The following is a 26,761-nucleotide window of genomic DNA, read 5'->3' on the forward strand; positions in this document are numbered from 1 at the left end:
CGCGCCGCCGACGGGCGATGCGCCGTCCTCGGCGCGCGCCGCCGACAGGCGATGCGCCGTCCTCGGCGCGCGCCGCCGACAGGCGATGCGCCGTCCTTGGCGCGCCCCAAAGCCAAAAGACTGCGCAGTTCCCCGCGCCCCTTCGTGGGCGCCACGCCGTCCCTACGCGCGCCTCAAAGATTGCGCAGTTCCCCGCGCCCCTGAAGGGCGCGTCCACCGCTGGCAGTCTTTCGCCTGCGGGAGGGGCACACCCCCTAGGGGCGCGGGGAACTGCGCAGTCCTTTGGCTTTGGGGGCGCGGGGAACTGCGCAGTCCTTTCGTCTTGGGGGCGCGGGGAACGGCGCAGTCTTTTGGCTTTGGGGGCGCGGGGAACGGCGCAGTCTTTTGGTCTTGGGGGCGCGGGGAACTGCGCAGTCTTTTAGGGGCGCGGGGAACTGCGCGGCCAGCCACAACCGACCCGCGCCCGGCCCCGCAACGCCCACCCCCAACCCCCTGTGCGCGCACCGCATAAGCTCCCCGCATGGAACAGAGCGAGATCATCCTCCGAGCGATCGGCGTCCTGACCGAGACTCAGGAAATGGTGCGCAGGCTCAACGAGGACACCGAGGTCGACATCGACGCCGGCGAGGCCCAACTGGGCAGGCTCGTGACGGAAGTCTTCCCCTCCGTGGAGGTCCCCGGCGACGCCACCCCCGCCGAGGCCGGCCAGGCGGTCATCGACGCCCTGATGCCCGCCGCCATCTCCCTCGTCGGCGCCTTCGCCTTCCTGTTCTCGGAACTCGCCGACATCCACGACACGGAACGCACCGAGATCAAGAGCACCGATCTCCTGCGCACCCTCGCCCTGCGCCTCTCCAACACGGACTCGTCCCCCGGCCACGGCCCCGACCCGGACCTCGACGACGACCTGTAGCACTTTTCCCGTCGCCCTGCACAAATAAACATTGGCTCTCCGCGGATCGGCTACGTACCCTAGGCGTGAACCTAGTGACCCTAGGTTCAGTTCTCGCACCGTACCGATCCGCCAGGAGACCCCGTCATGAAGCCGCTCACCGAGCAGGACATCCGCAGTTCGTTCGTGAACTGCTCCAAGGGAGAGGCCAAGCGCCTGTTCGTACCGCACGATCTGGCGGACCGGCCCTGGGACGATCTGGACTTCCTGGGCTGGCGCGACCCCGGAGCGCCCGACCGCAGCTACCTGGTGGCCGAGCGGTCGGGCGGCCCCGTCGGCGTGACCCTGCGCTTCCCCTCGCAGCAGCGCGGCTTCATGCACCGCAGCATGTGCTCGCTGTGCCTGACCACCCACCCGGGAAACGGCGTCAACCTGATGACGGCGCGCAAGGTCGGCCCAGCAGGCCGCGAGGGCAATTCGGTCGGCGTCTACATCTGCGCCGACCTCGCCTGTTCCCTCTACGTACGCGGCAAGAAGCTGCCCGGACCCGGATCGCGCTTCGAGGAGAGCCTCACCGTGGAGGAGCAGGTGGCCCGTATGAACGGCCATGTGTCGGCCTTCCTGGACCGCCTCCACTCCTGATCCACCCGCGCCGCACTCCTGACCGACCGGACGGTAGGTGACATCGGCGGAGCCGACCCCTCCGTTCGCGTTCGACGCGGCTGTCGAACGGGAAGTGGCCAAGGATGCGAGATGTACGTGAAGTGTGGGCCGCCGGCAGCGCCCAGGTGACGAAGTGGCGGCAGCAGCCCGTGATCGTCCAGACGGTCCGGGCGGCGGCTGCCGCGACCGTGGCCTACGTGGTCGCTCTGCGCTTCAGCCCCGAGGCCGCGCCGCTCACCGCTCCCCTGACCGCGCTCCTCGTCGTGCAGGTCACCCTCTACGCCACCCTCACCACCGGCATCCGCCGGGTGAACGCCGTGGTGGCCGGCGTCCTCGTCGCCATCGGTTTCAGCGCCCTGGTGGGGCTGACCTGGTGGAGCCTGGGCCTGCTCATCCTGGCCGCCCTGGCCGTCGGACACCTCGTACGGGTCAGCGAGTTCGTACCGGAGGTGGCGATCAGCGCCATGCTGGTCCTCGGCGTCACCCGGATCGGCGACACGGCCTGGGCCCGGATCCTGGAGACGGTGATCGGCGCCGTGGTCGGCCTCGGCTGCAATCTGCTGTTCGCTCCCCCGGTGTGGGTCGGCGCCGCCGGTGAGTCCATCGAAGATCTGGCGCGCCGGATGCGGCGGTTGATGCTGCGCGTCGGCGACGAGGCGGCCGGCCGCACCCAGGTGGCCGTCGCGGCCGAGAGCCTGCACGAGGCACGGCAGCTCGACCACGACATCGTCGACGTGGACGCGGCCCTCAAGCAGGCCGAGGACAGCCTGCGGCTCAATCCGCGCGTACGGGAGGGCCTGCTGCACCGGGTCGTCCTGCGCACCGGCCTCGACACGCTGGAGATCTGCACGGTGGTCCTGCGGGTGCTCACCCGCACCCTCACCGACCTGGCCAAGGAACGCACCCCCGAGCCGCTGTTCGAGTCGCACATCGGGAGCGTCTTCGAACAGCTCCTGTCCGAGGTCGGTGACGCGGTGGTCAGCTTCGCCGTGCTGGTCACCACCGATGTCAGCCGCAGCGCCGAGTCGGCGGAGGCCCGGCTCGCCCACGAACTCACCGCCGCGACGGCCACCCGCGACAAACTGGCCCAGCTCCTCCTGGCGGAGGTGCAGCGGGACGCCCACCAGTGGCAGTTGTACGGAGCCGTGGTCACCGAGGTCACCCGGATGCTCGACGAACTCGACATGGAGCACCGCTCCCGCCGTCTGCTGGAGGAACTGGACCGCTGTACACGCGAACAGCGTGAGCGCATGCCCCGGCTGGACCGCCTGCGCCGTCGTCTGCGCCGGGCACGGCGGAACCGCAGGGCCCCCTCGGCTCGTACTACGTGATGTACCGACACCGCCGCGACAGGGCGACCTGCCCGCGTGGCGGCACATGACGGCAGAGGGAGTGCGGATGGCCGACGGCACCGTCCGGATCGACGGGAACTCACTGCTCCTTGCGGGTGGTGTGCGGGTCCGGTTCATCCGTACCCTGCGGCTGCCCGAGACGGGCACGCACGCGCTGCCTCCGGGGCTCGGCGAGTTCCCGCTGCGGCGCGTGGAGGACTACCCGCAGACGGTGCCCGCCGAGTGGCTGGCCCGCGGCGGAGTGATGCTGCCGGTGTATCTGCGTGAGGCGATGTGGCTGAGTTTCAGCGCCTCGGAACCGGCGGCGCTCCAGGTGGGCGCGGGCAAGGTGTGCGCGGTGTCCGGCAGGCCGTGGAGCCCCCGGCCGGCCCGGGATCCGCAGAACTACGTGGTGCTGCCCCGGCAGCCGTGGCTCGACGGGATCAACTCCGGGAAGGGCACGGTCCGTCAGTTCGTGGCGGTACCGCTCGGGCTGGGCGCGACGGTCGAGGGCCAGGTGACCGGCGAGGAGGTGTGGGGCGGCGTACAGCTCCAGTCGTTCCCGCTGACCGAAACCGCGCTGCACGCGTGGCGCGAGGAGCAGCGCCGGCTGGCACAGGAGGCGGTCCGCCGGCAGGCCAGGACGGCGTCGGGCGATTACGGCGCCCCGGCTCCGATGTCCGCGCCCGGCGCCATGGCCGCACCCGCCGGCCCGCCGCAGCCGGGCGGTGCGGTACCGGCGGCCCCGGCCGCCGCACCACGCGCCTCGGGGGCGATGGGCCTCGGCGTCGGCGGTTCGATGCGCCAGGAGGTCTACAAGGACGACCGCCCGCTGTCGGACTGGTCGACCTCCGCGTCCGGGCGGGTCTTCGTCCATCTCGTGACGCCGCCGGAGTGGCGGCGCATCACGGGTGAGGCTCCTCCGCCGTCGCCCGTCGACCGCGCGGCCTACACCCGTGCCGGGCTGCCCTGGTTCGACTACTACGACCAGGACGCCACGGATCTCGACCCCACGGACGCACTCGGCGCGGTCAAGCCGGTCGGTGACTGGCTCGGCGACGACCACACTCCGTGGCAGCCGCCGTCGCCGGGTCAGGTGAAGCCGCTGGGCGACGCGCCGGGCAAGCCGGTCGGTGACGGGGACTGGTGAGCCCGGCTCCGGTCCGCCGGAGGCGCGTTCCCGTCACCCGCGGTTCACCCCGCGGTTCGCTCCTCGGTTCAGCTCTCGCTCTCCGTGCGCTGCCGCTGCAGCGCACGGGGGCAGTTCGCGCCGCTCGCCTGGGTGAGCAGGACGTGCATGCGCTCGGTGAGCTGTCCGACGTCGTCCGCGGGCCGGTGGAAGGGCAGTCGTACGTCGCCGTGGCCGCGGACACGCTCGATGCGCAGCGTCAGCCCGTGCCGGTCGACGGCGAGCGGCTGCACGCGGACCGCGCCGTGCAGGCAGTCCGGTTCGACGAGCCGGGTCAACCGCTCGACGGCGTCCGGGTGCGCGTCGGCGAGGTGGGTGAGCAGTTGGGCCTCCGCGAGGGCCAGCGGGTCGGGTTCGGCGGCGGCGTACTCGTCGAGGTCGACGACGACCGCCCCGCCGGGCTCGCGCAGCACGGCGCGGGTCGGGTGGAACGTCAGGTGGTCGTCCTCGGGCGCGAACCAGCCCGCCATCCACAGGCGCGAGCGGATACGGTTACGGACCGGGACGGGCGCCACGTCGGCGAACTCCAGTACGGCGGACGGCTCTCCGCGGGGCGCGCAGATCGCGGCCATGGTGAGCACGCTGTCGTCGGGCAGGTGCAGCAGCACCCGGCCGTCCTCCGCGACGGTGTGTACGCCGATGAACTCCTCCCGACCGCCTTCCGCGGTCACCGCGCAGGACCACGCCGCGGCGAGCACCGAGCGGGCACGCTGTGCCGTGGCCGGTGCGGCCGTCCAGCTGTGACGGTCACCCATCCCAAAACCTCCCTTAGGTAAGCCTTGCCTAACCTACAGAAGATCGGGGTGTACGCCAACCACGCGGCGCCGCTCACGGCACCTTTGTGACAGCGAGTTCACGGACGGACGGCTCCGAGCAGGGCTCGCGCGCACACGTCGCGCACCTGTTCCCGGGAGAGGCCGGGCTCCTTGAGCCACTCCAGACAGGCGGCCGCCATGAACGCCAGCCAGCCCCGCACGGCGATCCGCAGGACCGGCAGGTCCTCCTCGGTCCAGGCGGTCTCCGGGTCGGCGGCCAGCGCCTCCAGGATCTGCCGCTGCTGCGCGGCGAGCGTCTCCCGGTACACCTTGCGGACGGCCTGGTCCCCCGCCGCTTCCGCCCGGTGGAAAGCGCGGAAGCCGTGCGCGTGCTTCTGGACGTACTCCAGGAAGGTGTCGAGCCCCGCGTCGATCTGCGCGCGCACGGGCACGCCGGGCACGGCGGCGGTGATCCGCAGCATGCGCCGGCTCTCGCGCTCGACGACGGCCGCGAAGAAGTCCCGTTTGGTCGGGAAGTAGTGGTAGAGCAACCCCCGTGACACACCGGCGAGTTCGGCGACCTGCTCGATCCAGACGTCGTCGTACGGACTCTCCGAGAACAGGCGCGCCCCGACCGTGAGCAGTTCCTCCCGGCGCTCCTCGGTGCTGAGCCGACGACGCGTGCGCTCCCCCTCCTTGGCGGCCATGCCCGCACTGTACTTGACGTCGGTTCAACAGCCGGATCACACTGACGAGCACTATTGAATCCGCGTACAACAACAGCGGCCGGCGGTCGGTACTGAGGAGATGGCGCGATGGCGGGCACCAGGGACACGGCTCTGCCGAAGGGGTTCCGCAGCGCGGAGCTGGGCTGGCCCGAGCTGCGCCGCATCCCGCACCCGCCCTACCGGGTGCCGCTGGTCGGCGACGCCGTCGGCACCAACCTCCGTACGCCGTTGCAGGACTCGCTGCGCGTCGGGCGCAGGCTCGGGCCGATCTTCCGGCGCAAGGGGTTCGGCAAGGAGATCGTCTTCGTCTGGGGCGCGGGGCTCACGGGCGAGCTGGCGGACGAGTCACGGTTCGCCAAGCATGTCGGGCTGGGAGTCGCCAACCTGCGGCCCGTCGCCGGGGACGGCCTCTTCACCGCGTACAACCACGAGCCCAACTGGCAGCTCGCGCACGACGTGCTGGCGCCCGGTTTCAGCCGCGAGGCCATGGAGGGCTACCACGCGATGATGCTGGGCGTGGCCGCCCGGCTCACCGGCCACTGGGACTCCGAACAGGCCGCGGGACGGGCGGTCGACGTGCCCGGTGACATGACGAAACTGACGCTGGAGACGATCGCCCGCACCGGCTTCGGCCATGACTTCGACTCCTTCGAGCGCGCCCGGCCGCACCCCTTCGTCACGGCCATGGTGGGCGCCCTGACGTACGCGCAGCGCCTCAACGTCGTGCCCGCGCCGGTGGCGCCGGTGCTGCTGCGCACGGCCACCCGCCGCAACCGCGCCGACGTGGCGTACCTCAACCGCACGGTCGACGCCGTCGTCGAGACACGGCTGCACGGGCCGGCCGGCGACGGCGACCTCCTCGACCGGATGCTGGAGACCGCGCATCCGGAGACCGGCGAGCGGCTGACCCCCGAGAACGTCCGCCGCCAGGTCATCACCTTCCTGATCGCCGGCCACGAGACGACGTCCGGCGCGCTCTCCTTCGCCCTGCACTACCTGGCGCAGCACCCCGAGATCGCCGCCCGCGCCCGCGCCGAGGTGGACCGCGTCTGGGGGGACGCCCCGGAACCGGCCTACGACCAGGTCGCCAGGCTCCGGTACGTGCGGCGCGTCCTCGACGAGTCGCTGCGGCTGTGGCCGACGGCGCCCGCGTTCGCGCGCGAGGCCCGCGAGGACACGGTCCTCGGCGGTGTCCATCCGATGCGCCGGGGCGCGTGGGCCCTGGTCCTGATGCCGCTGCTGCACCGCGACCCCGACGCGTGGGGCCCGGACACGGAACGGTTCGACCCGGACCGCTTCGAACCGGCAGCCGTACGGGCCCGGCCCGCCCACACCTTCAAGCCGTTCGGCACCGGCGCGCGGGCGTGCATCGGGCGGCAGTTCGCGCTGCACGAGGCGACACTCGTGCTGGGCCTGCTGCTGCGCCGGTACGAGCTGCTGCCGGACCCCGCCTACCGGCTGCGGGTGGCGGAACGGCTCACGCTGATGCCGCAGGGCCTGACGCTGAACCTCCGCCGCCGCTCCCCCGCACCGGCCGTGGCCCCGGAGGTTCCCGTGGCCCGGGAGGCGCCGTCGGCGTCACGGTGTCCAGTGACCGGGGCGGGTGAATGACCCCGGAAGCCTGGTCCCGGCGCTGCCCTTGGCGGCGTTGAGCTGCGGCTGGGTGAGGAAGAGGACGCCGGTCAGGTCGGCGTCGGTGAGGTCGGCGTCGCGCAGGTCGGCGCCGATCAGATCCGCGGAGCGCAGATCGGCGCCCGTCAGGTCGGCGGCGATGAGGTAGGCGCCGCGGAGGTTCGCGCCCCGCAGATCGGCGCCCTTGAGCCGGGCGCCCATCAGGTCGGCGCCGCGGCGCTCCTTCTTCCTGCCCCGGCCGAGACCGGCGCGGGCCAGCTCGCTGGTGCGCAGCAGCAGCACGTTGACGTCCTGCCGGACAGCCGACACGTCGAGCCCGGCCAGTTCCCGCCGCTCCAGACGGGTGAGCGCCTCGGTGCGGTCGAGCGCGCGGCGCAGTTCGGGGTGGACCGGGCGGGCCGCAGGCAGTTCCAGCGCCTGGGTGAGGTACCAGAGCAGCTCCTGCAGCTGCCGCACGGCATGGAACACGTCGAACATCAGCCGGGAGTGCTCCCGGTCCCCCGAGCGCCAGTCCTCGCCGCCGAAGGTGAGCTGCGAGACCTTCTGGCCGGCGCCGAAGCAGTCGTAGACCGTGCAGCCGTTGAAGCCCCGCTGCCGCAGCTCCGTGTGGATGCCGCAGCCGAAATCCGTCCGCAGGTTCTTGCAGGGACTCCCGGCGGCCTTGTCGATCGCGAAGTCCGCCGAGGCGGCGAAGGGCAGCGCGACACAGCACAGCCCGAAGCACCGGGCACAGTCGGCTGTCAGGTCGGTGCGGGCCGGGACCGTGCTGCCGGGTTCGTCTTGCATGTCGTCCAGCGTACGCAGGGCGCGCCCGTGATGATCACCGCCCGTACGGTCCGGCTCCTCCTCCGTACCGGCTGTCGGGTCGCCCGGGCTCAGGACATGTCGCGGATCATCGCCTGGTTGCTCACCAGCAGGCCGCCGTCGACCGGCAGCGTCACTCCGGTGATCCAGGCCGCGTCCGCCGAGGCCAGGAAGGCGACGGCGGACGCGATGTCGGCGGGCTCGCCCACCCGTCCCAACGGGTAGTGGGCGGCGACGCGTTCGAGGATCTCGCCGCGGCCGTCCCAGGCGTTGGTGCGGATGGTGCCGGGCTCGACGAGATTCACCCGGACCCCCCCCCCCCCCCCCCCCCCCGCCCCGCCGGGGGCGCGGCGGCCCCGGGTCGGGGGGGGGCGCCGGGCGGGGTCCCCCCCCCGCCCCCCCCCCGGGTGGGGGGGGTTGGGGCCGGGGCCCCCCCGTTTTACCCCGGCCCCCCCCCCCCCCCCCCCGCGGCGCCGATTCGACGGCGACCGTACGGGTCAGGGAGGCCAGCGCCGCCTTCGCGGCGCTGTACGCGTGGGAGCCGAAGTGCTGCTCGGCGTTGACCGAACCGATGTTGACGATCGCCCCTCGCCCGCCCGCGGCCACCAGATGCGGCAGGGCCGCGCGGATGCAGCGGTACGCGCCGTGCAGGGTGATCTCGAAGTCCTCGTACCAGGGGCCGTCCTCGTGCTCCTCGAAGGCGCCGGGGTCGGTGTGGCACGCGTAGGCGTTGTTGACCAGCACGTCCAGGCGGCCGAAGGACTCCACCGCCGTGGTGACGGCCCCTTCGACGGCGGCGGGGTCGGCCACGTCGCACGCGTACGGGACCGCCGTGCCGCCTGCCGCCTCGATCGCGTCGGCGACCCGCTTGGCACGGGTCTCGTCGCGGTCCGTGACCAGCACGCTCGCGCCTTCCGCGGCGAAGCGGTGTGCTGTCGCCTCGCCGATGCCCTGGCCCGCGGCGGTGATCAGGACCGCGTGATCGTTGAATCGCCTCATAGGATCAGACTAGGGACGGGAGTGCGGCCGCGGGTCCGATGTGGCCGGCCGCGCAGTTCCCCGCGCGCCTGAACGGTCAGGCCTCGTCCCTCGCCAGGGACAGGAGGCGGTCCAGGACTCGGGGGCCGCCCGCTCGCACTCCGTCGTGCTCGAACTCGTCCGTGACGTACGTGCGCAGGCCGCGGATCGTGCGGGCCGTCCGCAGCGCGTGGTCCGTGTCGACGTACATGTCGTCGTGGTAGACGGCCGCGGCGACGGGGACCTCGTTGGCGGCGAGGCGGGCGGGGTCGTACAGGACGGGCCAGTCGGTGCGTTCGGCCAGCAGGTCCGCGGTCTCGCGCAGCGGGCGCAGGGCGGGGTCGCAGTCGAAGGTCCAGGGGTGGACGGACTCGCCGGTGAACAGGACGGGGCCGTCGCCCGCGAGGCTCTTGGCCGCGTCGAACTGGGGGAAGTCGGCGCGGACCCGCTCGGCGGACCAGGCGGTGGGCCGCTCGCCCTGTCCGTAGCAGGCCTCGTGGACCAGCGCGTACAGGGGATGTCCGGCGTAGGACAGGAGGGACTGGACGTCCTCCTGGAAGGCGTCGGAGAGGGCCGCGCCCTGGGCGGTGCGGACGAAGGCGTTCTCCAGGAGGTAGTGCAGCCGGTGGCTGCCCTCGCTGCCGCCGAGGAGGATGCCGAGCGACTGGAAGGCCTCGACGGTGAGCCGGTAACCGCCGTTCAGCACCGGTTCGTTGAGCAGGAGGTGCTCGGCGATCCGGCGGGCCCGCTCGATGTCCTGGGGGTAACGCGCGTAGTGTGCGGCGACCTTGCGCTCGATCCGCGGGTACGCGGCCCGGTAGACGTCGTCGGCGTGGCCGTCGAGGGTCGGCAGTCCGCCCGTGATCAGGGCCGTGCTGAGGCCCTCCGGCGCGGTGGAGAGGTAGTGGGTCGTGCAGAAGCCGCCGAAGCTCTGGCCGAGGACGGCCCAGGGGGCGCCGCCGGTGACGGCCGGGCGGATCGCCTCGCAGTCGCGAACGATGGAGTCGGCGCGGAACAGCGCCAGATAGTCGGCCTGTTCGCGGGGTCCGCCGCGCAGCGGGAGCGTCTGCCGGTTGGCGGGCGTGGAACTGCCGGTGCCGCGCTGGTCGAGCAGCAGGACGCGGTACTCCTCCAGGGCGCGGCCCAGCCAGGCCTGCTTGCCGACGAAACGGTTCGCGCCGAAACCGGGCCCTCCCTGGAGATACACCAGCCAGGGCAGATCCTGGTCGGCCTGGTCGCTCGCGACCACCTCACGGGCGTACAGCTCGATCGTCTCCCCGGTGGGGGCGTCGTGATCGAGGGGCACGGTGAACCGGCGGTCGCTGAGGACGACACCGGGCTGACGGTAACTGGCGCTCAAAAGGGGCTCCCGAGACGGACGGATTCCTGACCGCGAACCAGTTCAGCACAAGTTCTCCGGCGGGCCGAGGCCGGGGATCAAGAAATCCGTACTGACCGGCCGATCAGGCGGTGGAACAGCCGGCGAACGGCAGGAGTACGGCTGGGTGCAGAACCTACTGACCAACCGCTCAGCACCACCGCACGGCCCGGGACGCCCCCTCAGCGCGGCGGGAGGCTGGAGCGCCGCACCACCAGTTCCGGCTGGAGGACCACGCGCCGGTGCTGGTGGGCGCCGGGGGCCGCGGCGGCCTCGGTCTCCTCCAGGAGGAGTTCCGCGGCGAGCGCGCCCATGGTCACGGCGGGCTGACGCACCGAGGTCAGCGGGACGGCCGCCGCCGCGGCGAACTCGATGTCGTCGTAGCCGACGATCGCGAGGTCGTCCGGGACGCTCACCCCGGCCGCGAACACCGCCTGCAGCACACCGAGGGCGAGCAGGTCGTTGGCGCAGAAGACGGCGGTGGGGCGCTCCGCGAGGCCGAGGAGCCTGGCGCCCGCGTCGCGGCCCGCGGCCACGTCGAGGCGCTCGGTGGGCAGCTCACGCAGGCACTCGGGGCCGAGTCCGGCCTCGGCGAGGGCGTTCATGGCGCCCGTGCGGCGGTCGGTGACCTGGGTGAGTCCGGGCGGCCCGCTCACATAGGCGATGGACCGGTGGCCGGCGTCGATCAGGTGCCGTACGGCGAGTGCGCCGCCCGCGACGTCGTCGACGGACACCGAGCACTCTGTGGTGCCCTCGGCCACCCGGTCGACGAGGACGAAGGGGATGCCGTGCCGGCGGAACGCCTCTATGTTGCGCCCGGTCGCGTCGGCGGGGGTCAGCAGGACGCCCCGGACGCGCTGTTCGGCGAAGAGCGACAGATAGTCGGCCTCCTCGCCGGCGCTCTGCGCGCTGTTGCAGACCATCACGCCGAGCCCGGCCTCGCGGGCCGCCCGCTCGGCGCCGCGCGCCACGTCCACGAAGAAGGGGTTGCCCATGTCGAGGACGAGCAGGCCCATGATCCGGCTGCGTCCGGCGCGCAGCTGCCGTGCCGACTCGCTGCGGACGTAGCCGAGCCGGTCGATGGCGGAGAGCACGCGCGCGCGGGTCTCGGAGGCGACCGTGTCAGGGCGGTTGATGACGTTCGAGACCGTGCCGACGGAGACTCCGGCGACTCGGGCGACGTCCTTGATACCCACCGACTGGGCCATCAGGCGGTTACCTCCGGGGGAACGGGGAGTGGTGGGCACGCAGTCACATTACCCGCGCGCCCACCCGGAACGGACTCCGTCACGCGGGCAGCCCGAAGTCGATGACACGCAGTGCCGACGGCGTCGTACCGCTGGACCTGACCTGGTACAGGACGGACAGCACGCCGTCCTGGGCGATCCGTGTCTCGTCGACGAGGACCTCGCCGAAGGCGTCGAGTCCGCCGCCGTCGAAGAGGGTCGTCCAGTCGGTGTGTCCGGAGGCGGCGGACGCGGCGGCGATACGGCCGAAGGGCAGGATCGCGTACGCGTTGTCGTACTTGTCGAGGACCAGCCGGGTGCGCTGGCTGGAGTTGAGGGCGATCGGTATCTCGGTCTTGCGCCAGGTGGCGGCGGCGGTCTTCCGTACGTGGAAGGCACGGCCGTTCGCCGTCCGGTCGGCGACGTAGTCGGTGGTGCACTGCCCGAAGCGGCCGGGGACGTAGCTGATGATCGCGTGCGGGCGGCCGGCGGAGTCGGTGGCCTGGCTCTCCTGGTTCATCAGGGAGTGGTCCGGGTTAAGGGCGTCGATCACCAGGCCGCTGTCGGTGACGGCGACCGTGTTCGAGGTGCCGGTGGTGCCGACGACCGTGCCCGCGTCGTTGCGCCAGGTCCGGCCGCGGTCGTCCGAGTAGACGTACCCCGTGTCGTGGTTGGTGAGGCCGCCGCTGTTGCACAGCACCGCGCCGTTCTGCTCGCGCCAGGTGAAGAAGGAGTGCAGCCGCCCGTTGCGGTCGTAGTCGATGCCGTGCAGGTACATGTTGCGGACGCTGCTGGAGCCGTGCTCGCTGGTGTACGTGCCGGTGGAACTGCTCCACTCGCCGAGGACCGTCCAGGACGTGCCGTTGTACTCGGCGAGGGCGTTGCGGCCGTTGCCGGACACCCCCACGCGATAGCTGAGCTGCAGCTTCCCGTCGGGCGTGGAGACGAACTGGGGGTATGTGAACTGCGAGGTGAGCGCGAGTCCGTCCAGCGTGGACTGGGGCGCGCCGAAGCGGCTCGCGGTCCAGCTCAGGCCCGCGGGGTTGTCCATGAGCCCGGCCACCGACTTCACGTAGGTGAAGCCGTCGCTGTGGGAGTCCATGTGGAGGTGCAGGCGGCCGTCGGTCTTGGACACGCCCATGGAGATGACGTTGTGGGAGTCGTCGTACCGCAGGGTGTGTCCGACCTTGACGGTGGACCAGGTGCTCGCGCCGAGCACGCGGCGGCCGATGACGGCGTTGCGGTCCGCGGTGTACCAGGCGGCGTACTGGTAGCCCTTGTGGGTGAGCAGGGCGTTCTTCTGGAACGAGTTGTTGTTGACCAGGCCGTCGTAGGAGACGAAGAAGATGGCCTGGCTGTCGAGGGTGGTGGTCCCGGCCCGGGTGACCGAGGGTCCTGGGGCCGCCGCCCTGGCGGTGCCGGCGAGGGCCGGGGCCGCGACGGTACCGAGCAGGGCGGTCGCCAGCAGGGTGCGTCTCTTCATGTCCGGGGCTCCTTGGCGTGTGGGGACGAGGAGGGGAACGAGCGAGGGAAGAGCACGGTGATCAGGTCGGTGGGTGGACAGTGCGTCAGGCGAGGTGGAAGACCTCGGTCAGCGGTTTCATGGCCTCGTCCGGTCGGGCGCCGTCCAGTGCCTCGAAGAACGGCGCCATCTCGGCCTGCCAGCGGGCGTTGACCCCGGTGGCCTCCATGCCGGCCTGCGCGGCCGCGAAGTCCTCGGTCTCCAGGTAGCCGACCAGCAGACCGTCCTCGCGCAGGAAGAGCGAGTAGTTGTGCCAGCCGGTGGCCGAGAGCGCCTCCTGCATCTCGGGCCACACGGTGGTGTGTCTCTCGCGGTACTCGTCGAGCCGGTCCGCGCGGACCTTGAGCAGGAAACAGACACGCTGCATGACGTACCACTCCGGGGTCGTGGGGGGTGAGTTCCGCCGGCCGGGCCGCCCGCGACGCGCAGGGCGGCCCCGCTGCGGGCGCCTGGCTCAGAAGTCGAACTCGTCGATGTTCTTGGCGTTGAACACGGTCGGCTTGCCGAGGTTGATCACGCCGTCCTTGCCGATGGTGTACTCGCCCATGTCGCCGGCCTTGAAGGTCTCGCCCTCCTTGCCGGTGATCTGGCCGGAGACCAGCGCGACGGAGGTACGGGCCGCCAGCTCGCCGAGCTTCGCCGGGTCCCACAGCTCGAACGCCTCGACGGTGCCGTTCTTGACGTACTTGCGCATGTCGTTCGGGGTGCCGAGGCCGGTCAGCTTGACCTTGCCCTTGTACTTGGAGCCCGACAGGTACTGGGCGGCGGCCTTGATGCCGACCGTGGTCGGGGAGATGATCCCCTTCAGCTTCGGGTACTCCTGCAGCAGGCCCTGGGTCTGCTGGAAGGACTGCTGGGCGTCGTCGTTGCCGTAGGCGGTCTTGACGAGCTTGATGTCCTTGTACTTCGGGTCCTTCAGCTCGTCCTTCATGAAGTCGATCCACGTGTTCTGGTTCGTCGCGGTCTGCGCGGCGGACAGGATCGCGATCTCACCCTTGTAGCCGATCTGCTCGGCGAGCAGCTGCACCTCGGTACGGCCCAGGTCCTCGGCGCTGGCCTGCGACACGAACGCGTTGCGGCAGTCCGTCTTGGTGTCCGAGTCGTAGGTCACGACCTTGATGTCGTTCTTCATGGCCTGCTTGAGCGAGGTGCACAGCGCGCCCGGGTCCTGCGCGGACACGGCGATGGCGTCGACCTGCTGCTGGGTGAGCGTGTTGACGTAGGAGACCTGACCCGCGGTGTCGGTACCGCTGTTGGTGCCGACCTCCTTGTACTTCGAGCCCAGCTCGGTGAGGGCCTTCTCGCCGCCCTTGTCGGAGGAGGTGAAGTACGGGTTGTTGACCTGCTTGGGCAGGAAACCGACGGTCAGGCCCTTCTTGGTGGCCGCGTTCGGGTCGGCCTTGCCGGCCGCCGCGTTCGAGCCGCCCTCGTCCTTGACGTCGTCCTTGGAGGTCCCCCCGCCACAGGCGGTGAGGGCCAGGGCCAGAGAGGTGGTGGCAGCGAGAACCGCACAGGCTCGACGGAGGGATGACTTGCGCATGGCTGGATCCTTTACTGGGATGAGTACGGTGCGCCCCGTAAGGGGCGCGGGGAACTGCGCGACCAGCCACAGACGGCCCGCAGATGACAAAACGGCCTGACCAGCGGGGCGTTACCGCCTAACCGGTGGAACTGCGCGCCGCCCGGCGCCCGGCCCGTGCAACGGAAACCTGCCGCGCAACCCGAGGCCCGAGCACGGACAGCACCAACAGCACGCCGGTCACGACGATCTGCGACTGCGCGGAGACGTCCTGCAGACTCATCACGTTCTGCAGCGCGCCCAGCAGGAAGACACCGGCGATGGCCCCGCCGAGCGTCCCCTTGCCGCCGTCGAAGTCGATCCCGCCCAGCAGCACGGCCGCCACGACGGACAGTTCGAGCCCCGTGGCGTTGTCGTACCGGGCGCTCGCGTAGTGCAGCGCCCAGAAGATGCCGGTCAGCGAGGCCATCAGCCCGGTCACGGTGAACAGGATCAGCTTCTGCCGCTTGACGCGGATGCCGGCGAACCGCGCGGCCTCCTCGTTGGCGCCGACCGCGAACAGGGATCGCCCGAACGGGGTGGCGTGCAGCGTGACCACGGCGATCGCGAACAGCACCAGGAAGGGCAGGAACGCGTACGGGATGAAGGTGTCCCCGAGGCGGCCGGCCGCGAAGTCCAGGTACTGGGTGGGGAAGTCGGTCACCGCGTCGGAGCCGAGCACGATCTGCGCGATGCCCCGGTAGGCGGCGAGCGTGCCGATGGTGACGGCGAGGGACGGCAGTCCCAGGCGGGTCACCAGCAGCCCGTTGACCAGCCCGCACACCACTCCGAGGAGCAGACAGATCGGGATGATCGTCTCGATGGTCATGCCCTGGTTCCACAGGGCGCCCATCACGGCGCCGGACAGACCGGCGGTGGAGGCCACCGAGAGGTCGATCTCGCCGGACACCACGAGCATGGTCATCGGCAGGGCGATCAGCGCGATGGGCAGCGTGTTGCCGATGAGGAACGACAGGTTGAGCGCGTTGCCGAAGCCGTCCACGGTCGTGAACGAGAGCAGCAGGACGACGATCAGGAGGGCGCCGACGACCGTGTCCCAGCGGACGGCGCGCGTGAGAGCGGAGTCAGCCATGGCGGGCGTTCCTCTTCTTCAGTGCGGTCGCCACGCGCAGGGCGACGATCCGGTCGACCGCGATGGCGAGGATGAGCAGGATGCCGTTGATGGCGAGCACCCAGACGGAGCTGACGCCGAGGGCGGGCAGCACGCTGTTGATGGAGGTGAGGAGCAGGGCGCCGAGGGCCGCTCCGTAGACGCTGCCGGAGCCGCCGGTGAAGACGACGCCACCGACCACGACGGCGCTGACGACGGTGAGTTCGTAGCCGTTGCCGGTGCCGGAGTCGACGTTGCCGAACCGGGCGAGGTACAGCGCGCCGGCGAGGCCCGCGAGGGCTCCGCAGAAGGTGTACGCGGCGAGGATCCGCTTGCGTACGGGGATACCGGCGAGGCGGGCGGCCTCCGGGTTGGAGCCGAGCGCGTACAGCTCGCGGCCGCTGCCGAAGTGCTTGAGGTAGTACGCGGTGGCGACGAGGACCGCCAGCGCGATCAGCGCCAGGTACGGCACGGCGGAGATGCCGCCGGAGCCGAAGTCGATGAAACCGTCGGGCAGGCCGGCCGCGGTGATCTGCCGGGAGCCGACCCAGATCGAGTCGATGCCGCGGATGATGTAGAGCGTGCCGAGGGTGACGACGAGCGCGGGCACCTGGCCGAGGCTGACGAGCAGGCCGTTGACCAGTCCGCAGCCGACGCCGAGCAGGACCGCGAGGAGGATCGCGACGGCGGAGTTGCCGCCGCCCTCCAGGTAGGTGCCGGCGGCGAAGGCGCTGATGCCGAGCGTCGAACCGACGGACAGGTCGACGTTGCGGGTGATGACGACCAGCGACTGGCCGGTGGCGACCAGCACGAGGATGGTCGCGTTCAGCAGGAGGTCCTTGATGCCCTGCTCGGACAGGAAGTCGCTGTTGCCGATCTGGGTGATGACGATCATCACGAGGAAGACCAGCAGGATGGCGAGTTCGCGCATCTTGAAGACGCGGTCCACCAGCCGGGTGCCGCTGGACTTGGGCACCTCGGCGGCGGGGGCGGGGTTGGGAGCGGTGACCGTCACACCGTCCTCCTTCTGTTCGCTTCTCCGCCCGCGCGGCGCAGAGGTGCGGGCATCGTGTTCGTCTGCGGCCCGGCGGCCGCGCGTGCGTCGCTCACGCTGCCCTCCCGGTGGCTGCGGCCATCACGGTTTCCTCGGTGGCGTCGGTACGTGCGATCTCGGCGGTGAGCCGGCCCTCGTGCATGACGAGGACCCGGTCGGCCATGCCGAGGATCTCGGGCAGGTCGGAGGAGATCATCAGGACGGCGACCCCGTCGGCGGCCAGCTGGCTGAGCAGCCGGTGCACCTCGGCCTTCGTACCGACGTCGATGCCGCGGGTCGGCTCGTCGACGATCAGCACCTTGGGGCCGGTGGCGAGCCACTTGGCGAGGACGACCTTCTGCTGGTTGCCGCCGGACAGCGTGTTGACCGTGTCGGCGATGCGGGCGTACTTGACCTGGAGCTTGACGGCCCAGTCGAGGGAGCGGCTGCGCTCGGCGCCCCGGTCCATCAGACCCGCCTTGACGGTCTTGCGGAGTCCGGTGAGGCCGATGTTGCGCTCGATGGACATGTCCATCACCAGGCCCTGGGCGCGACGGTCCTCGGGGACGAGGGCGAGACCCGCGGCCATGGCCGTGGACGGCGCGCCGTTCGTCAGCTTCTTCCCGTCGAGCTCGACCTCTCCGGCGTCCCAGCGGTCGACACCGAAGACGGCCCGGGCGACCTCCGTGCGTCCGGCGCCGACGAGTCCGGCGAGGCCGACGATCTCGCCGCGGCGGACGTCGAAGGAGACGTCGGTGAAGACACCCTCGCGGGTCAGGCGCCGCACGCTCAGCGCGACCTCGCCCGCCCGGACGTCCTGCTTGGGGTAGAGCTCGTCGAGGTCGCGGCCGACCATACGGCGGACGAGGTCCTCCTCGGTCATGCCGTCGAGCGGTTCGCTGGAGATCAGGGCGCCGTCGCGCAGGGTCGTGACCCGTTTGCAGATCTGGAAGATCTCCTCCAGGCGGTGCGAGATGAACAGCACGGCCGAGCCCTGCTCCCGCAGCGCGCGGACCACTCCGAACAGGCGGGCCACCTCGCTGCCGGTGAGGGCGGCGGTCGGCTCGTCCATGATCAGGACGCGGGCGTCGAAGGAGAGCGCCTTGGCGATCTCGACGATCTGCTGGTCGGCGATGGACAGGCCGCGCGCGGGCCGGTCGGGGTCGAGCTCGACGCCGAGCCGCTTCATGAGGGCCAGGGTCGCGGCGTGCGTGGCCTTGTGGTCGATCCGGCCGAGGGCCCGGCGGGGCTGGCGCCCCATGAAGATGTTCTCGGCGATCGACAGGTCGGGGAAGAGAGTCGGCTCCTGGTAGATCACCGCGATACCCGCGTCGCGGGCGTCGGCGGGACCGTGGAAGAGGGTGGGCTCGCCGTCCAGGAGCACCTGACCGGCGTCCGGTCGGTGCACGCCGGCGAGCGTCTTGATGAGGGTCGACTTGCCCGCGCCGTTCTCTCCGGCGAGTGCGTGCACTTCGCCGGGGAAGAGTTCCAGGGACACGTCCCGCAGGGCGCGTACGGCGCCGAAGGACTTCGAGATGTCCTTGAGTGCCAGCACGGGGGCCGGATCCGCGTCGGACCGGTGGGTCATGAGGGGCTCCTCAACGACGCGGGCGATGCGGCCTCACGACGTCGTGAAAGGTTTCAACTAGGTTGCCGGGACGTTAGACATGTAGCCCAGGTCACGTCAATGGGTACAGGCCGAAATTTTCGATAGCCAAAGGTCACAACCGAGTCACGGCAAGGCGTGCCTGCCGGAGGGGTTGACAGCCTTTCGGGGGGCTCATAACTTCTGCCTTCTGAATCGTTTCAGAGCCACGCTGTTTCAAAAGTGGTTTCGGAAGCAGTTCGGACCCGATGCCACAACGGAAGTCACAGGAGCCCCGAAGTGACCGAGCTCGCCGCGGTGAAGGCCGCCCTCAAGACCCAGGCAGTAGAGACGCCGTCGTGGGCGTACGGGAACTCGGGAACCCGCTTCAAGGTGTTCGCCCAGCCCGGGGTCCCCCGCAATCCTTTCGAAAAGATCGACGACGCGGCGAAGGTGCACGAGTTCACGGGGGTCGCGCCCACCGTGGCGATGCACATCCCCTGGGACCGGGTCGAGGACTACGCGGCACTGGCGAAGCACGCCGAGGAACGCGGTGTGACCCTCGGCGCGATCAACTCCAACACCTTCCAGGACGACGACTACAAGCTCGGCAGCGTCTGCCACCCGGACGCCGCGGTGCGCGACAAGGCCGTCGACCACCTGTACGAGTGCATCGACATCATGGACGCCACGGGTTCGAAGGACCTGAAGCTGTGGTTCGCGGACGGTACGAACTATCCCGGCCAGGACGACCTCCGGGAGCGCCAGGACCGGCTCGCCGAAGCCCTCGCGAAGGTGTACGAGCGTCTCGGCGACGACCAGCGGATGCTGCTGGAGTACAAGTTCTTCGAGCCGGCCTTCTACGCGACCGACGTGCCGGACTGGGGCACGGCGTACGCCCACTGCCTGAAGCTCGGCCCCAAGGCGCAGGTCGTCGTCGACACGGGCCATCACGCGCCGGGCACCAACATCGAGTTCATCGTCGCCACGCTGCTGCGGGAGGGGAAGCTCGGGGCGTTCGACTTCAACTCGCGGTTCTACGCGGACGACGACCTGATGGTCGGAGCGGCCGACCCCTTCCAGCTGTTCCGGATCATGTACGAGGTCATCCGGGGCGGCGGGTTCACGGCCGATGTGGCGTTCATGCTCGACCAGTGCCACAACATCGAGGCGAAGATCCCGGCGATCATCCGGTCCGTGATGAACGTGCAGGAGGCCACGGCGAAGGCGCTTCTCGTGGACCGGGACGCGCTGGCCGCGGCGCAGCGGGCGGGGGACGTGCTGGCGTCCAACGCCGTGCTGATGGATGCGTACAACACGGATGTGCGGCCGTTGGTCGCGGAGGTTCGGGGTGAGCTGGGGCTCGACCCCGATCCGATCGCGGCGTACCACCGGTCCGGGTGGGGGGAGAAGATCGCTTCCGAGCGGGTGGGAGGGGAGCAGGCCGGTTGGGGGGCCTGACCCCGGCTGCCCTCGGCCTTGGCGGTCCGCTCGCCGTGGGGCCCGGGGGGGGCCTGTGGCCGACTGCGGGTCGCGTGTGGCTGGTCGCGCCCCGCGGCGGAGCCGCTGATCGACACAGCCCCGCGCCCCTGACGGGGCTTGAGGCCCGGGCCCGGCGGTCCACTCGCCGTGGGGTCTGAGGTCCGGTCCCGGCCACCGGTCCGTTTCGGCTGGCCGCGCAGTTCCCCGCGCCCCTTACGGGGCTTTCGCCTCCTCTTCTATTAAGGAACCGGAACATGGCAAACCAATCCCGTCCCCATCCTGAGGCCGTTGCTCTGCTCGGGCGGTCGAATCGGCTGGGGGCTGATCCCCGTAATACCAACTACGCGGGGGGCAACACGTCCGCGAAGGGGGCCGAGACCGATCCTGTGACCGGCGGGGACGTCGAGTTGATGTGGGTCAAGGGGTCCGGGGGCGACCTGGGCACCCTGACCGAGGGCGGGCTCGCCGTGCTGCGGCTCGACCGGCTGCTCGCGCTCAAGGACGTGTACCCGGGCGTCGAACGCGAGGACGAGATGGTCGCCGCCTTCGACTACTGCCTGCACGGGAAGGGCGGGGCCGCGCCCTCGATCGACACCGCCATGCATGGGCTGGTCGATGCCGCCCATGTCGATCATCTGCATCCCGACTCCGGGATCGCGCTCGCCTGCGCCGCCGACGGGGAGAAGCTGACCGCCGAGTGTTTCGGGGACAGTGTCGTGTGGGTGCCGTGGCGCCGCCCGGGGTTCCAGCTGGGGCTGGACATCGCCGCCGTCAAGGAGGCCAACCCGCAGGCGATCGGCTGTGTCCTCGGCGGGCACGGCATCACCGCCTGGGGCGCCACCGCCGAGGAGTGCGAGCGCAACTCGCTGCACATCATCCGGACCGCCGAGGAGTTCCTCGTCGAGCGCGGGAAGGCCGAGCCCTTCGGCCCGGCGCTGGACGGGTACGCGGCCCTCGGTGACGCCGAGCGGCGGGAGCGGGCCGCCGCGCTCGCGCCCGTCATCCGGTCGCTGGCCTCGCAGGACCGGCCCCAGGTCGGGCACTTCACCGACTCCGAGGTCGTCCTCGACTTCCTGGCGAGCACCGAGCACCCCCGCCTCGCCGCCCTCGGTACGTCCTGCCCGGACCACTTCCTGCGTACGAAGGTCAGGCCGCTCGTCCTCGATCTGCCGCCGACCGCCGCACTGGACGAGGCGGTCGCGCGGCTGAAGGAGCTGCACACCGAGTACCGCGCCGAGTACGCCGCCTACTACCAGCGGCACGCCGACGCCAACTCCCCCGCCATGCGCGGCGCCGACCCGGCGATCGTGCTCGTTCCCGGGGTCGGCATGTTCTCCTTCGGCAAGGACAAGCAGACAGCGCGCGTGGCGGGCGAGTTCTACGTCAACGCCATCAACGTGATGCGCGGCGCCGAGGCCGTCTCGACCTACGCGCCGATCGAGGAGTCCGAGAAGTTCCGCATCGAGTACTGGGCCCTGGAAGAGGCCAAGCTCCAGCGGATGCCGAAGGCCAAGCCGCTCGCCACCCGGGTCGCGCTCGTCACCGGGGCCGGCAGCGGGATCGGCAAGGCCATCGCCGAGCGGCTCGTCGCCGAGGGCGCCTGTGTCGTGATCGCGGACCTGAACGCGGAGAACGCGGCCGAGGTCGCCACCGCGCTCGGCGGCGCCGACAAGGCCGTCGCCGTCGCCGTGGACGTGACCTCCGAGGAGCAGATCGCCGAGGCCTTCAAGGCGGCGGTCCTCGCCTTCGGCGGGGTCGACCTGGTCGTGAACAACGCCGGCATCTCCATCTCCAAGCCGCTCCTGGAGACCACGGCGAAGGACTGGGACCTGCAGCACGACATCATGGCCCGCGGCTCCTTCCTCGTCTCGCGCGAGGCGGCCCGGGTGATGATCGCGCAGGAGCTGGGCGGCGACGTCATCTACATCGCCTCCAAGAACGCCGTCTTCGCGGGCCCGAACAACATCGCCTACTCGGCGACCAAGGCCGACCAGGCCCACCAGGTCCGCCTCCTCGCCGCCGAGCTGGGCGAGCACGGCATCCGCGTCAACGGCGTCAACCCCGACGGGGTCGTGCGCGGTTCCGGGATCTTCGCCGGCGGCTGGGGCGCCCAGCGCGCGGCCACCTACGGCATCGAGGAGGAGAAGCTCGGCGAGTTCTACGCCCAGCGGACCATCCTCAAGCGCGAGGTCCTTCCCGAGCACGTCGCGAACGCCGTCTTCGCCCTCACGGGCGGCGACCTCACGCACACCACCGGTCTGCACGTCCCGGTCGACGCCGGCGTCGCCGCCGCGTTCCTCCGATGACGGACCGCACTCGGGAATCGGCTGTGAAGTCGTACGCCGCGGTCGACCTCGGCGCGTCCAGCGGACGCGTCATGGTCGGCCGCGTCGGCCCCGACTCACTGGAACTGACGGAGGCCCACCGCTTCCCGAACCGGCCGGTGCGCACCCCCGAGGGCCTGCGCTGGGACATCCTGTCCCTGTACGCGGGAGTCCTCGACGGGCTGCGCGCGGCCGGGCAGGTCGACTCGGTCGGTATCGACAGCTGGGCCGTGGACTACGGCCTGCTCGACGCCGACGGGACGCTGCTCGGCAATCCGGTGCACTACCGGGACGCCCGTACCCAGGGTGTCGCGGAGAAGGTGTGGGCCACCGTGCCCGCCGCCGAGCTGTACGCGGCCACCGGTCTCCAGTACGCCCCCTTCAACACGCTGTACCAGCTGGTGGCGGCGGGCTCCTCGGCCCAACTGGCTCACGCGAAGCGCCTGTTGCTCATCCCGGATCTGCTGACGTACTGGCTGACGGGTGAGGCCGGCACCGAGCTGACCAACGCCTCCACCACCCAGCTGATCGATCCGCGCACGGGTGGCTGGTCGTACGACGTCGCCGCCCGCCTCGGCATCGACCTGGAGCTGTTCGCACCGCTGCGGCGGCCCGGGGACCCGGCGGGTGTGCTGCGGCCTGGTGTGCTGGAGGAGACCGGGCTCACGGGCCCTGTGCCGGTGACGACCGTCGGTTCCCACGACACCGCCTCCGCGGTGGCCGCCGTACCGGCCGTGGACGAGCGGTTCGCTTACATCTGCACCGGTACCTGGTCGCTGGTGGGCCTGGAGCTGGAAGCCCCCGTCCTCACCGAGGCGAGCCGCGCGGCGAACTTCACCAACGAACTGGGGCTCGACGGCACGGTCCGCTACCTGCGGAACATCATGGGCCTGTGGCTGCTCCAGGAGTGCCTGCGGGAGTGGGGCAACCCCGACCTGGGCGAACTGCTGGCCGCCGCGGCCGAGGTGCCCGCCCTGCGGTCCGTCGTGGACGCGGGCGACGCGGGATTCCTGGCCCCCGGCCGGATGCCGTCCCGCATCGCCGACGCCTGCCGGAAGTCGGGGCAGCCCGTGCCCGCGTCGCGCGCCGAGATCACCCGGTGCATCCTCGACTCGCTCGCGCTCGCCCACCGCCGGGCGGTCCTCCAGGCGCAGGAACTGGCCGACCATCCGGTCGACGTCGTGCACATCGTGGGCGGAGGGGCCCGCAACGCCCTGCTGTGCCGCCTCACCGCCGACGCCTGCGGTCTCCCGGTCGTGGCAGGTCCCCCGGAGGCAGCGGCCCTGGGCAACGTCCTGGTCCAGGCCCGGGCGAACGGCCAGGCGGGCGACCGCACGGAGATGCGCGCGCTACTGGCCCGTACACAGCCGTTGACCCGCTACGAGCCGCAGGGCACGACGGAGGCATGGCAGGCGGCCGAGTCCCGTCTGAGCGGCCGATGAAATGAACCTCGGCCCCCTCAGTCACCGCCGCACCATGGCAGCAGGCGCCCACCACCAGGCCCCGTCAGGGGCGCGGGAAACTGCGCGGCCGGCCACGACGGGCCCGCACCCGAAAACCACGGCCGGCGCACCTCATTACGGCAAAGCCAACCGCCGCGTACCGTATACCCATCCGATGAATGATCTATAGGAGCCGCGATGCGTGTCGCCCTGTTCCTGACCTGTGTCAACGACACGCTCTACCCGGACACAGGCCGAGCCGTCGTGAAGCTGCTGACCAGGCTGGGCGTCGACGTCGATTTCCCGATGGCGCAGACCTGCTGCGGGCAGGCGCACTACAACACCGGATACCGCCACGAGGCCGAACCCCTGGCCCGGCACTTCTCCGATGTGTTCGGCGAGTACGACGCGATCGTGACCCCTTCCGGTTCGTGCGGTGCGATGGTCCGCGAGCTGTACCCCCGGATGGGCGAGCGGGCCCGCGCGGAGGGCCGCGGCGACGGCCTCGCGACCACCCTCGCACCGGTCGTACCGAAGACGTACGAGCTGACCGAGTTCCTGGTGGACGTGCTCAAGGTGACCGACGTGGGCGCCTACTACCCGCACACCGTCACCTACCACCCCACCTGCCACGGCCTGCGCAGTCTCGGTCTCGGCGACCGCCCGCGCCGACTGCTCCAGTCCGTCAGGGGACTTGAGCTCAGGGAGTTGCCGGGCGCCGACGAGTGCTGCGGCTTCGGCGGCACCTTCGCCCTGAAGAACTCCGACGTCTCGGCGGCGATGGGCGCGGACAAGGTCCGCAACGCCCAGTCGACGGGCGCCGACGTGCTGTGCGCCGCGGACAACTCCTGTCTCATGCACATCGGCGGCACCATGACCCGGCTCAGGACGGGCATGCGCCCGGTGCACATCGCGGAGATCCTGGCGAGCACGGAGGAGGAGCGGGCATGAGCGGTGGAACTTTCGTCGGGATGCCGGCCTTTCCGAAGGCCGCGCACGAGGCCGTCCACAACCAGACCCTGCGCGGCAATCTGCGGCACGCCACGCACACCATCCGCGCCAAGCGCGCGAACGCGGTCGCGGAGGTCTCCGACTGGGCCGAGCTGCGCGAGGCCGGCAAGCAGATCAAGGACCACACACTGCGTCATCTGGACCGCTACCTCGTGCAGTTGGAGGAGTCGGTCACGGCGGCAGGCGGCACCGTGCACTGGGCCGCCGACGCGGACGAGGCCAACCGCATCGTCACGTACCTCGTGAAGGCGACCGGGGAGAGCGAGGTCGTCAAGGTCAAGTCGATGGCCACGCAGGAGATCGGGCTGAACGAAGCCCTTGAGGCCGAGGGCATCAACGCCTACGAGACCGATCTCGCCGAGCTGATCGTGCAGTTGGGCAAGGACCGGCCCTCGCACATCCTCGTCCCGGCCATCCACCGCAACCGCGGCGAGATCCGCGAGATCTTCGCGCGCGAGATGAGCGAGTGGGGCCGCCCGGCGCCCGAGGGCCTGACCGACACGCCCGCCGAACTGGCCGACGCGGCCCGGCTGCACCTGCGGGAGAAGTTCCTGCGCGCCAAGGTCGGTGTGTCCGGGGCCAACTTCATGGTCGCCGAGACCGGCACCCTGGTCGTGGTGGAGTCCGAGGGCAACGGCCGGATGTGTCTGACCCTGCCCGAGACACTGATCTCGGTCGTCGGCATCGAGAAGATCGTGCCGACCTGGCAGGACCTGGAGGTCTTCCTCCAGACCCTCCCCCGCTCCTCGACGGCCGAGCGCATGAACCCGTACACCTCGACATGGACGGGCACCACGGACGAGGACGGGCCGCGGGACTTCCATCTGGTGCTCATCGACAACGGGCGCACCGACACGCTGGCGGACGAGGTGGGACGCCAGGCGCTGCGCTGCATCCGCTGCTCGGCGTGTCTCAATGTCTGCCCGGTGTACGAGCGGGCGGGCGGCCACGCGTACGGCTCGGTCTACCCGGGCCCCATCGGCGCGATCCTCAGCCCTCAACTGCGGGGCACCGAGAGCGAGATCGACGCCTCGCTGCCGTACGCGTCCTCGCTGTGCGGTGCCTGCTACGACGTGTGCCCGGTGGCGATCGACATCCCGGAGGTGCTGGTGCATCTGCGGGAACGGGTCGTGCAGGGCGGTGCCGTGACCCGCGAGGGCGCCAAGGTCATGGTCAAGCCCGCGAAGGGGCATGCCGCCGAGCGGGCGGCGATGCGCGCCGCGCGGTGGGCGTTCAGCCGTCCGGGCGCACTGCGCACCGGCCAGCGGATGGCGTCCCGCACCCGCCGCTTCCATCCGCGGACGCTGCCGGGACCCGGCAAGGCGTGGAGCGAGACCCGGTCGCTGCCCGCGGTTCCGGCGGAGCCGTTCCGCGACTGGTGGCAGCGGACCCGGGGCGGGTCCCAGGACGGAAAGGACACCACGAAGTGAGCAGCAGGGACCTGATCCTGGCCCGGGTGCGGCGCGCGCTGGCCGATGTGCCGCAGGACGACACGCCGTACGACCAGGCCTTCGCGCGCCCGTATCTGCGCGAGCACGGCCACCGGAGTGTCGCCGAGACGGTGGATCTGCTGGCGGAGAACCTGGCGGACTACCGGGCGCTCGTGCACCGCTGCACGGCAGGCGAGCTGGCGGCGACGATCGCCCGGCTGCTGGCGGAACGGGGTTCGGCGGCGGTCTGCGTACCGACGGGCCTGGACCCGGCGTGGCTCGCGGCCACCGAGGTCACCCGGGTGCCCGACTCCGCCACGAACACCCCGGACGAACTGGACCGCGTCGACAGCGTGGTCACGGCGTGTGCCGTCGCCATCGCCGAGACCGGCACCATCGTGCTGGACGGGAGCGTGGACCAGGGGCGCCGCCGGATCACGCTGGTCCCGGACCATCACATCTGCGTCGTACGCGTCCCCGACCAGGTGGTGTCCTCCGTGCCCCAGGGCCTGGAGCGCCTCGACCCGGCCCGTCCGCTGACCTGGATCTCGGGTCCGTCCGCCACCAGTGACATCGAACTCGACCGGGTCGAGGGGGTGCACGGTCCGCGCACCCTTGAGGTGGTGCTGGTGAGCGCAGAGTGAGCGG

22 protein-coding genes and 2 pseudogenes are annotated in these 26,761 nt (G+C 71.1%); 11 read left to right on the forward strand and 13 right to left on the reverse strand.

Translation table 11 applies throughout. The features are described 5' to 3' along the window. Nucleotides 1–520 precede the first annotated feature (520 nt). From ACFWGJ_RS08360 to ACFWGJ_RS08375, 4 genes are all read left to right on the forward strand, one after another. The gene (locus ACFWGJ_RS08360; RefSeq protein WP_387321813.1) at nucleotides 521–913 is read left to right on the forward strand and encodes a hypothetical protein; all 393 of its coding nucleotides are present in this window, start codon (nucleotides 521–523) and stop codon (nucleotides 911–913) included. Between the two features lie 126 nt (nucleotides 914–1,039). Further along, entirely contained in the window at nucleotides 1,040–1,534 is a 495-nt protein-coding gene (locus ACFWGJ_RS08365; RefSeq protein ID WP_387321815.1) for an FBP domain-containing protein, read from the forward strand. Between the two features lie 104 nt (nucleotides 1,535–1,638). Then, nucleotides 1,639–2,886, forward strand: coding sequence for an aromatic acid exporter family protein (locus ACFWGJ_RS08370; RefSeq protein WP_387321816.1), 1,248 nt, complete (start codon nucleotides 1,639–1,641; stop codon nucleotides 2,884–2,886). A 67-nt stretch (nucleotides 2,887–2,953) separates the two neighbouring features. After that, the gene (locus ACFWGJ_RS08375) at nucleotides 2,954–4,036 is read left to right on the forward strand and encodes a hypothetical protein (protein WP_387321818.1); all 1,083 of its coding nucleotides are present in this window, start codon (nucleotides 2,954–2,956) and stop codon (nucleotides 4,034–4,036) included. Nucleotides 4,037–4,104: 68 nt separating this feature from the next. Here the strand turns inward: ACFWGJ_RS08375 and ACFWGJ_RS08380 are convergent, their stop codons facing one another. Together ACFWGJ_RS08380 and ACFWGJ_RS08385 are read right to left on the reverse strand one after the other, a co-directional pair. Continuing rightward, nucleotides 4,105–4,830: a DUF2470 domain-containing protein gene (locus ACFWGJ_RS08380; protein ID WP_387321820.1), complete on the reverse strand. Its 726-nt coding sequence runs from the start codon at nucleotides 4,828–4,830 to the stop codon at nucleotides 4,105–4,107. Between the two features lie 98 nt (nucleotides 4,831–4,928). After that, complete coding sequence (locus ACFWGJ_RS08385) at nucleotides 4,929–5,537, reverse strand: TetR/AcrR family transcriptional regulator (RefSeq protein WP_387321821.1); 609 nt, start codon at nucleotides 5,535–5,537, stop codon at nucleotides 4,929–4,931. Nucleotides 5,538–5,645: 108 nt separating this feature from the next. Here ACFWGJ_RS08385 and ACFWGJ_RS08390 point away from each other — a divergent pair, with 108 nt between their 5' ends. Next, nucleotides 5,646–7,169 (forward strand): cytochrome P450, encoded by a 1,524-nt coding sequence (locus tag ACFWGJ_RS08390; protein WP_387321822.1) that lies wholly within the window; start codon nucleotides 5,646–5,648, stop codon nucleotides 7,167–7,169. Here the strand turns inward: ACFWGJ_RS08390 and ACFWGJ_RS08395 are convergent. From ACFWGJ_RS08395 to ACFWGJ_RS08445, 11 genes and pseudogenes are all read right to left on the reverse strand, one after another. Then, nucleotides 7,137–7,976: a pentapeptide repeat-containing protein gene (locus tag ACFWGJ_RS08395; protein ID WP_387321848.1), complete on the reverse strand. Its 840-nt coding sequence runs from the start codon at nucleotides 7,974–7,976 to the stop codon at nucleotides 7,137–7,139. The two genes, ACFWGJ_RS08390 and ACFWGJ_RS08395, sit on opposite strands and share 33 nt — an antisense overlap. 89 nt (nucleotides 7,977–8,065) lie before the next feature. Beyond that, nucleotides 8,066–8,308, reverse strand: a pseudogene (locus tag ACFWGJ_RS08400) (SDR family oxidoreductase); the annotation flags it as partial. Between the two features lie 151 nt (nucleotides 8,309–8,459). Then, nucleotides 8,460–8,993, reverse strand: a pseudogene (locus tag ACFWGJ_RS08405) (SDR family NAD(P)-dependent oxidoreductase); the annotation flags it as partial. Between the two features lie 76 nt (nucleotides 8,994–9,069). Further along, the gene (locus tag ACFWGJ_RS08410) at nucleotides 9,070–10,371 is read right to left on the reverse strand and encodes an alpha/beta fold hydrolase (RefSeq protein ID WP_387321823.1); all 1,302 of its coding nucleotides are present in this window, start codon (nucleotides 10,369–10,371) and stop codon (nucleotides 9,070–9,072) included. Nucleotides 10,372–10,571: 200 nt separating this feature from the next. After that, nucleotides 10,572–11,597, reverse strand: coding sequence for a LacI family DNA-binding transcriptional regulator (locus ACFWGJ_RS08415; RefSeq protein ID WP_387321849.1), 1,026 nt, complete (start codon nucleotides 11,595–11,597; stop codon nucleotides 10,572–10,574). A gap of 79 nt (nucleotides 11,598–11,676) precedes the next feature. Beyond that, nucleotides 11,677–13,098: a BNR repeat-containing protein gene (locus ACFWGJ_RS08420; protein ID WP_387321824.1), complete on the reverse strand. Its 1,422-nt coding sequence runs from the start codon at nucleotides 13,096–13,098 to the stop codon at nucleotides 11,677–11,679. 85 nt (nucleotides 13,099–13,183) lie between these two features. Beyond that, nucleotides 13,184–13,504 carry an L-rhamnose mutarotase gene (locus ACFWGJ_RS08425; protein ID WP_107019501.1) on the reverse strand — a complete coding sequence of 107 codons (321 nt, stop codon included), beginning with the start codon at nucleotides 13,502–13,504 and terminating at the stop codon, nucleotides 13,184–13,186. 87 nt (nucleotides 13,505–13,591) lie between these two features. Then, entirely contained in the window at nucleotides 13,592–14,677 is a 1,086-nt protein-coding gene (gene rhaS / locus ACFWGJ_RS08430) for a rhamnose ABC transporter substrate-binding protein (RefSeq protein ID WP_210886873.1), read from the reverse strand. 118 nt (nucleotides 14,678–14,795) lie between these two features. Further along, nucleotides 14,796–15,788: an ABC transporter permease gene (locus ACFWGJ_RS08435; RefSeq protein WP_387321826.1), complete on the reverse strand. Its 993-nt coding sequence runs from the start codon at nucleotides 15,786–15,788 to the stop codon at nucleotides 14,796–14,798. Then, complete coding sequence (locus tag ACFWGJ_RS08440) at nucleotides 15,781–16,821, reverse strand: ABC transporter permease (RefSeq protein ID WP_387321828.1); 1,041 nt, start codon at nucleotides 16,819–16,821, stop codon at nucleotides 15,781–15,783. The genes ACFWGJ_RS08435 and ACFWGJ_RS08440 overlap by 8 nt, the downstream gene beginning before the upstream one ends. Nucleotides 16,822–16,912: 91 nt before the next feature. Next, the gene (locus tag ACFWGJ_RS08445) at nucleotides 16,913–18,427 is read right to left on the reverse strand and encodes a sugar ABC transporter ATP-binding protein (protein WP_387321829.1); all 1,515 of its coding nucleotides are present in this window, start codon (nucleotides 18,425–18,427) and stop codon (nucleotides 16,913–16,915) included. A gap of 297 nt (nucleotides 18,428–18,724) precedes the next feature. On the opposite strand from ACFWGJ_RS08445, the gene rhaI reads away from it, so the two are divergent. The 6 genes from rhaI to ACFWGJ_RS08475 all read left to right on the forward strand — a co-directional run bounded on the left by rhaI (nucleotide 18,725) and on the right by ACFWGJ_RS08475 (nucleotide 26,757). After that, complete coding sequence (rhaI, locus tag ACFWGJ_RS08450; protein WP_387321830.1) at nucleotides 18,725–19,885, forward strand: L-rhamnose isomerase; 1,161 nt, start codon at nucleotides 18,725–18,727, stop codon at nucleotides 19,883–19,885. A gap of 275 nt (nucleotides 19,886–20,160) precedes the next feature. After that, nucleotides 20,161–22,212, forward strand: a complete 2,052-nt coding sequence (locus tag ACFWGJ_RS08455; protein ID WP_387321831.1) for a bifunctional aldolase/short-chain dehydrogenase — start codon at nucleotides 20,161–20,163, stop codon at nucleotides 22,210–22,212. Between the two features lie 23 nt (nucleotides 22,213–22,235). Next, on the forward strand, nucleotides 22,236–23,672 hold the full coding sequence (locus ACFWGJ_RS08460) for a rhamnulokinase family protein (protein ID WP_387321850.1): 1,437 nt from the start codon (nucleotides 22,236–22,238) through the stop codon (nucleotides 23,670–23,672). 198 nt (nucleotides 23,673–23,870) lie between these two features. Then, the gene (locus tag ACFWGJ_RS08465) at nucleotides 23,871–24,623 is read left to right on the forward strand and encodes a (Fe-S)-binding protein (protein ID WP_387321832.1); all 753 of its coding nucleotides are present in this window, start codon (nucleotides 23,871–23,873) and stop codon (nucleotides 24,621–24,623) included. 20 nt (nucleotides 24,624–24,643) lie between these two features. Further along, nucleotides 24,644–26,113, forward strand: coding sequence for a LutB/LldF family L-lactate oxidation iron-sulfur protein (locus ACFWGJ_RS08470; protein WP_387321851.1), 1,470 nt, complete (start codon nucleotides 24,644–24,646; stop codon nucleotides 26,111–26,113). Further along, nucleotides 26,110–26,757 (forward strand): lactate utilization protein C, encoded by a 648-nt coding sequence (locus tag ACFWGJ_RS08475; protein WP_387321833.1) that lies wholly within the window; start codon nucleotides 26,110–26,112, stop codon nucleotides 26,755–26,757. The genes ACFWGJ_RS08470 and ACFWGJ_RS08475 overlap by 4 nt, the downstream gene beginning before the upstream one ends. Nucleotides 26,758–26,761 lie beyond the last annotated feature (4 nt).

The sequence above is a fragment of the Streptomyces sp. NPDC060205 genome (genome assembly GCF_042728395.1).
GTDB lineage: Bacteria > Actinomycetota > Actinomycetes > Streptomycetales > Streptomycetaceae > Streptomyces.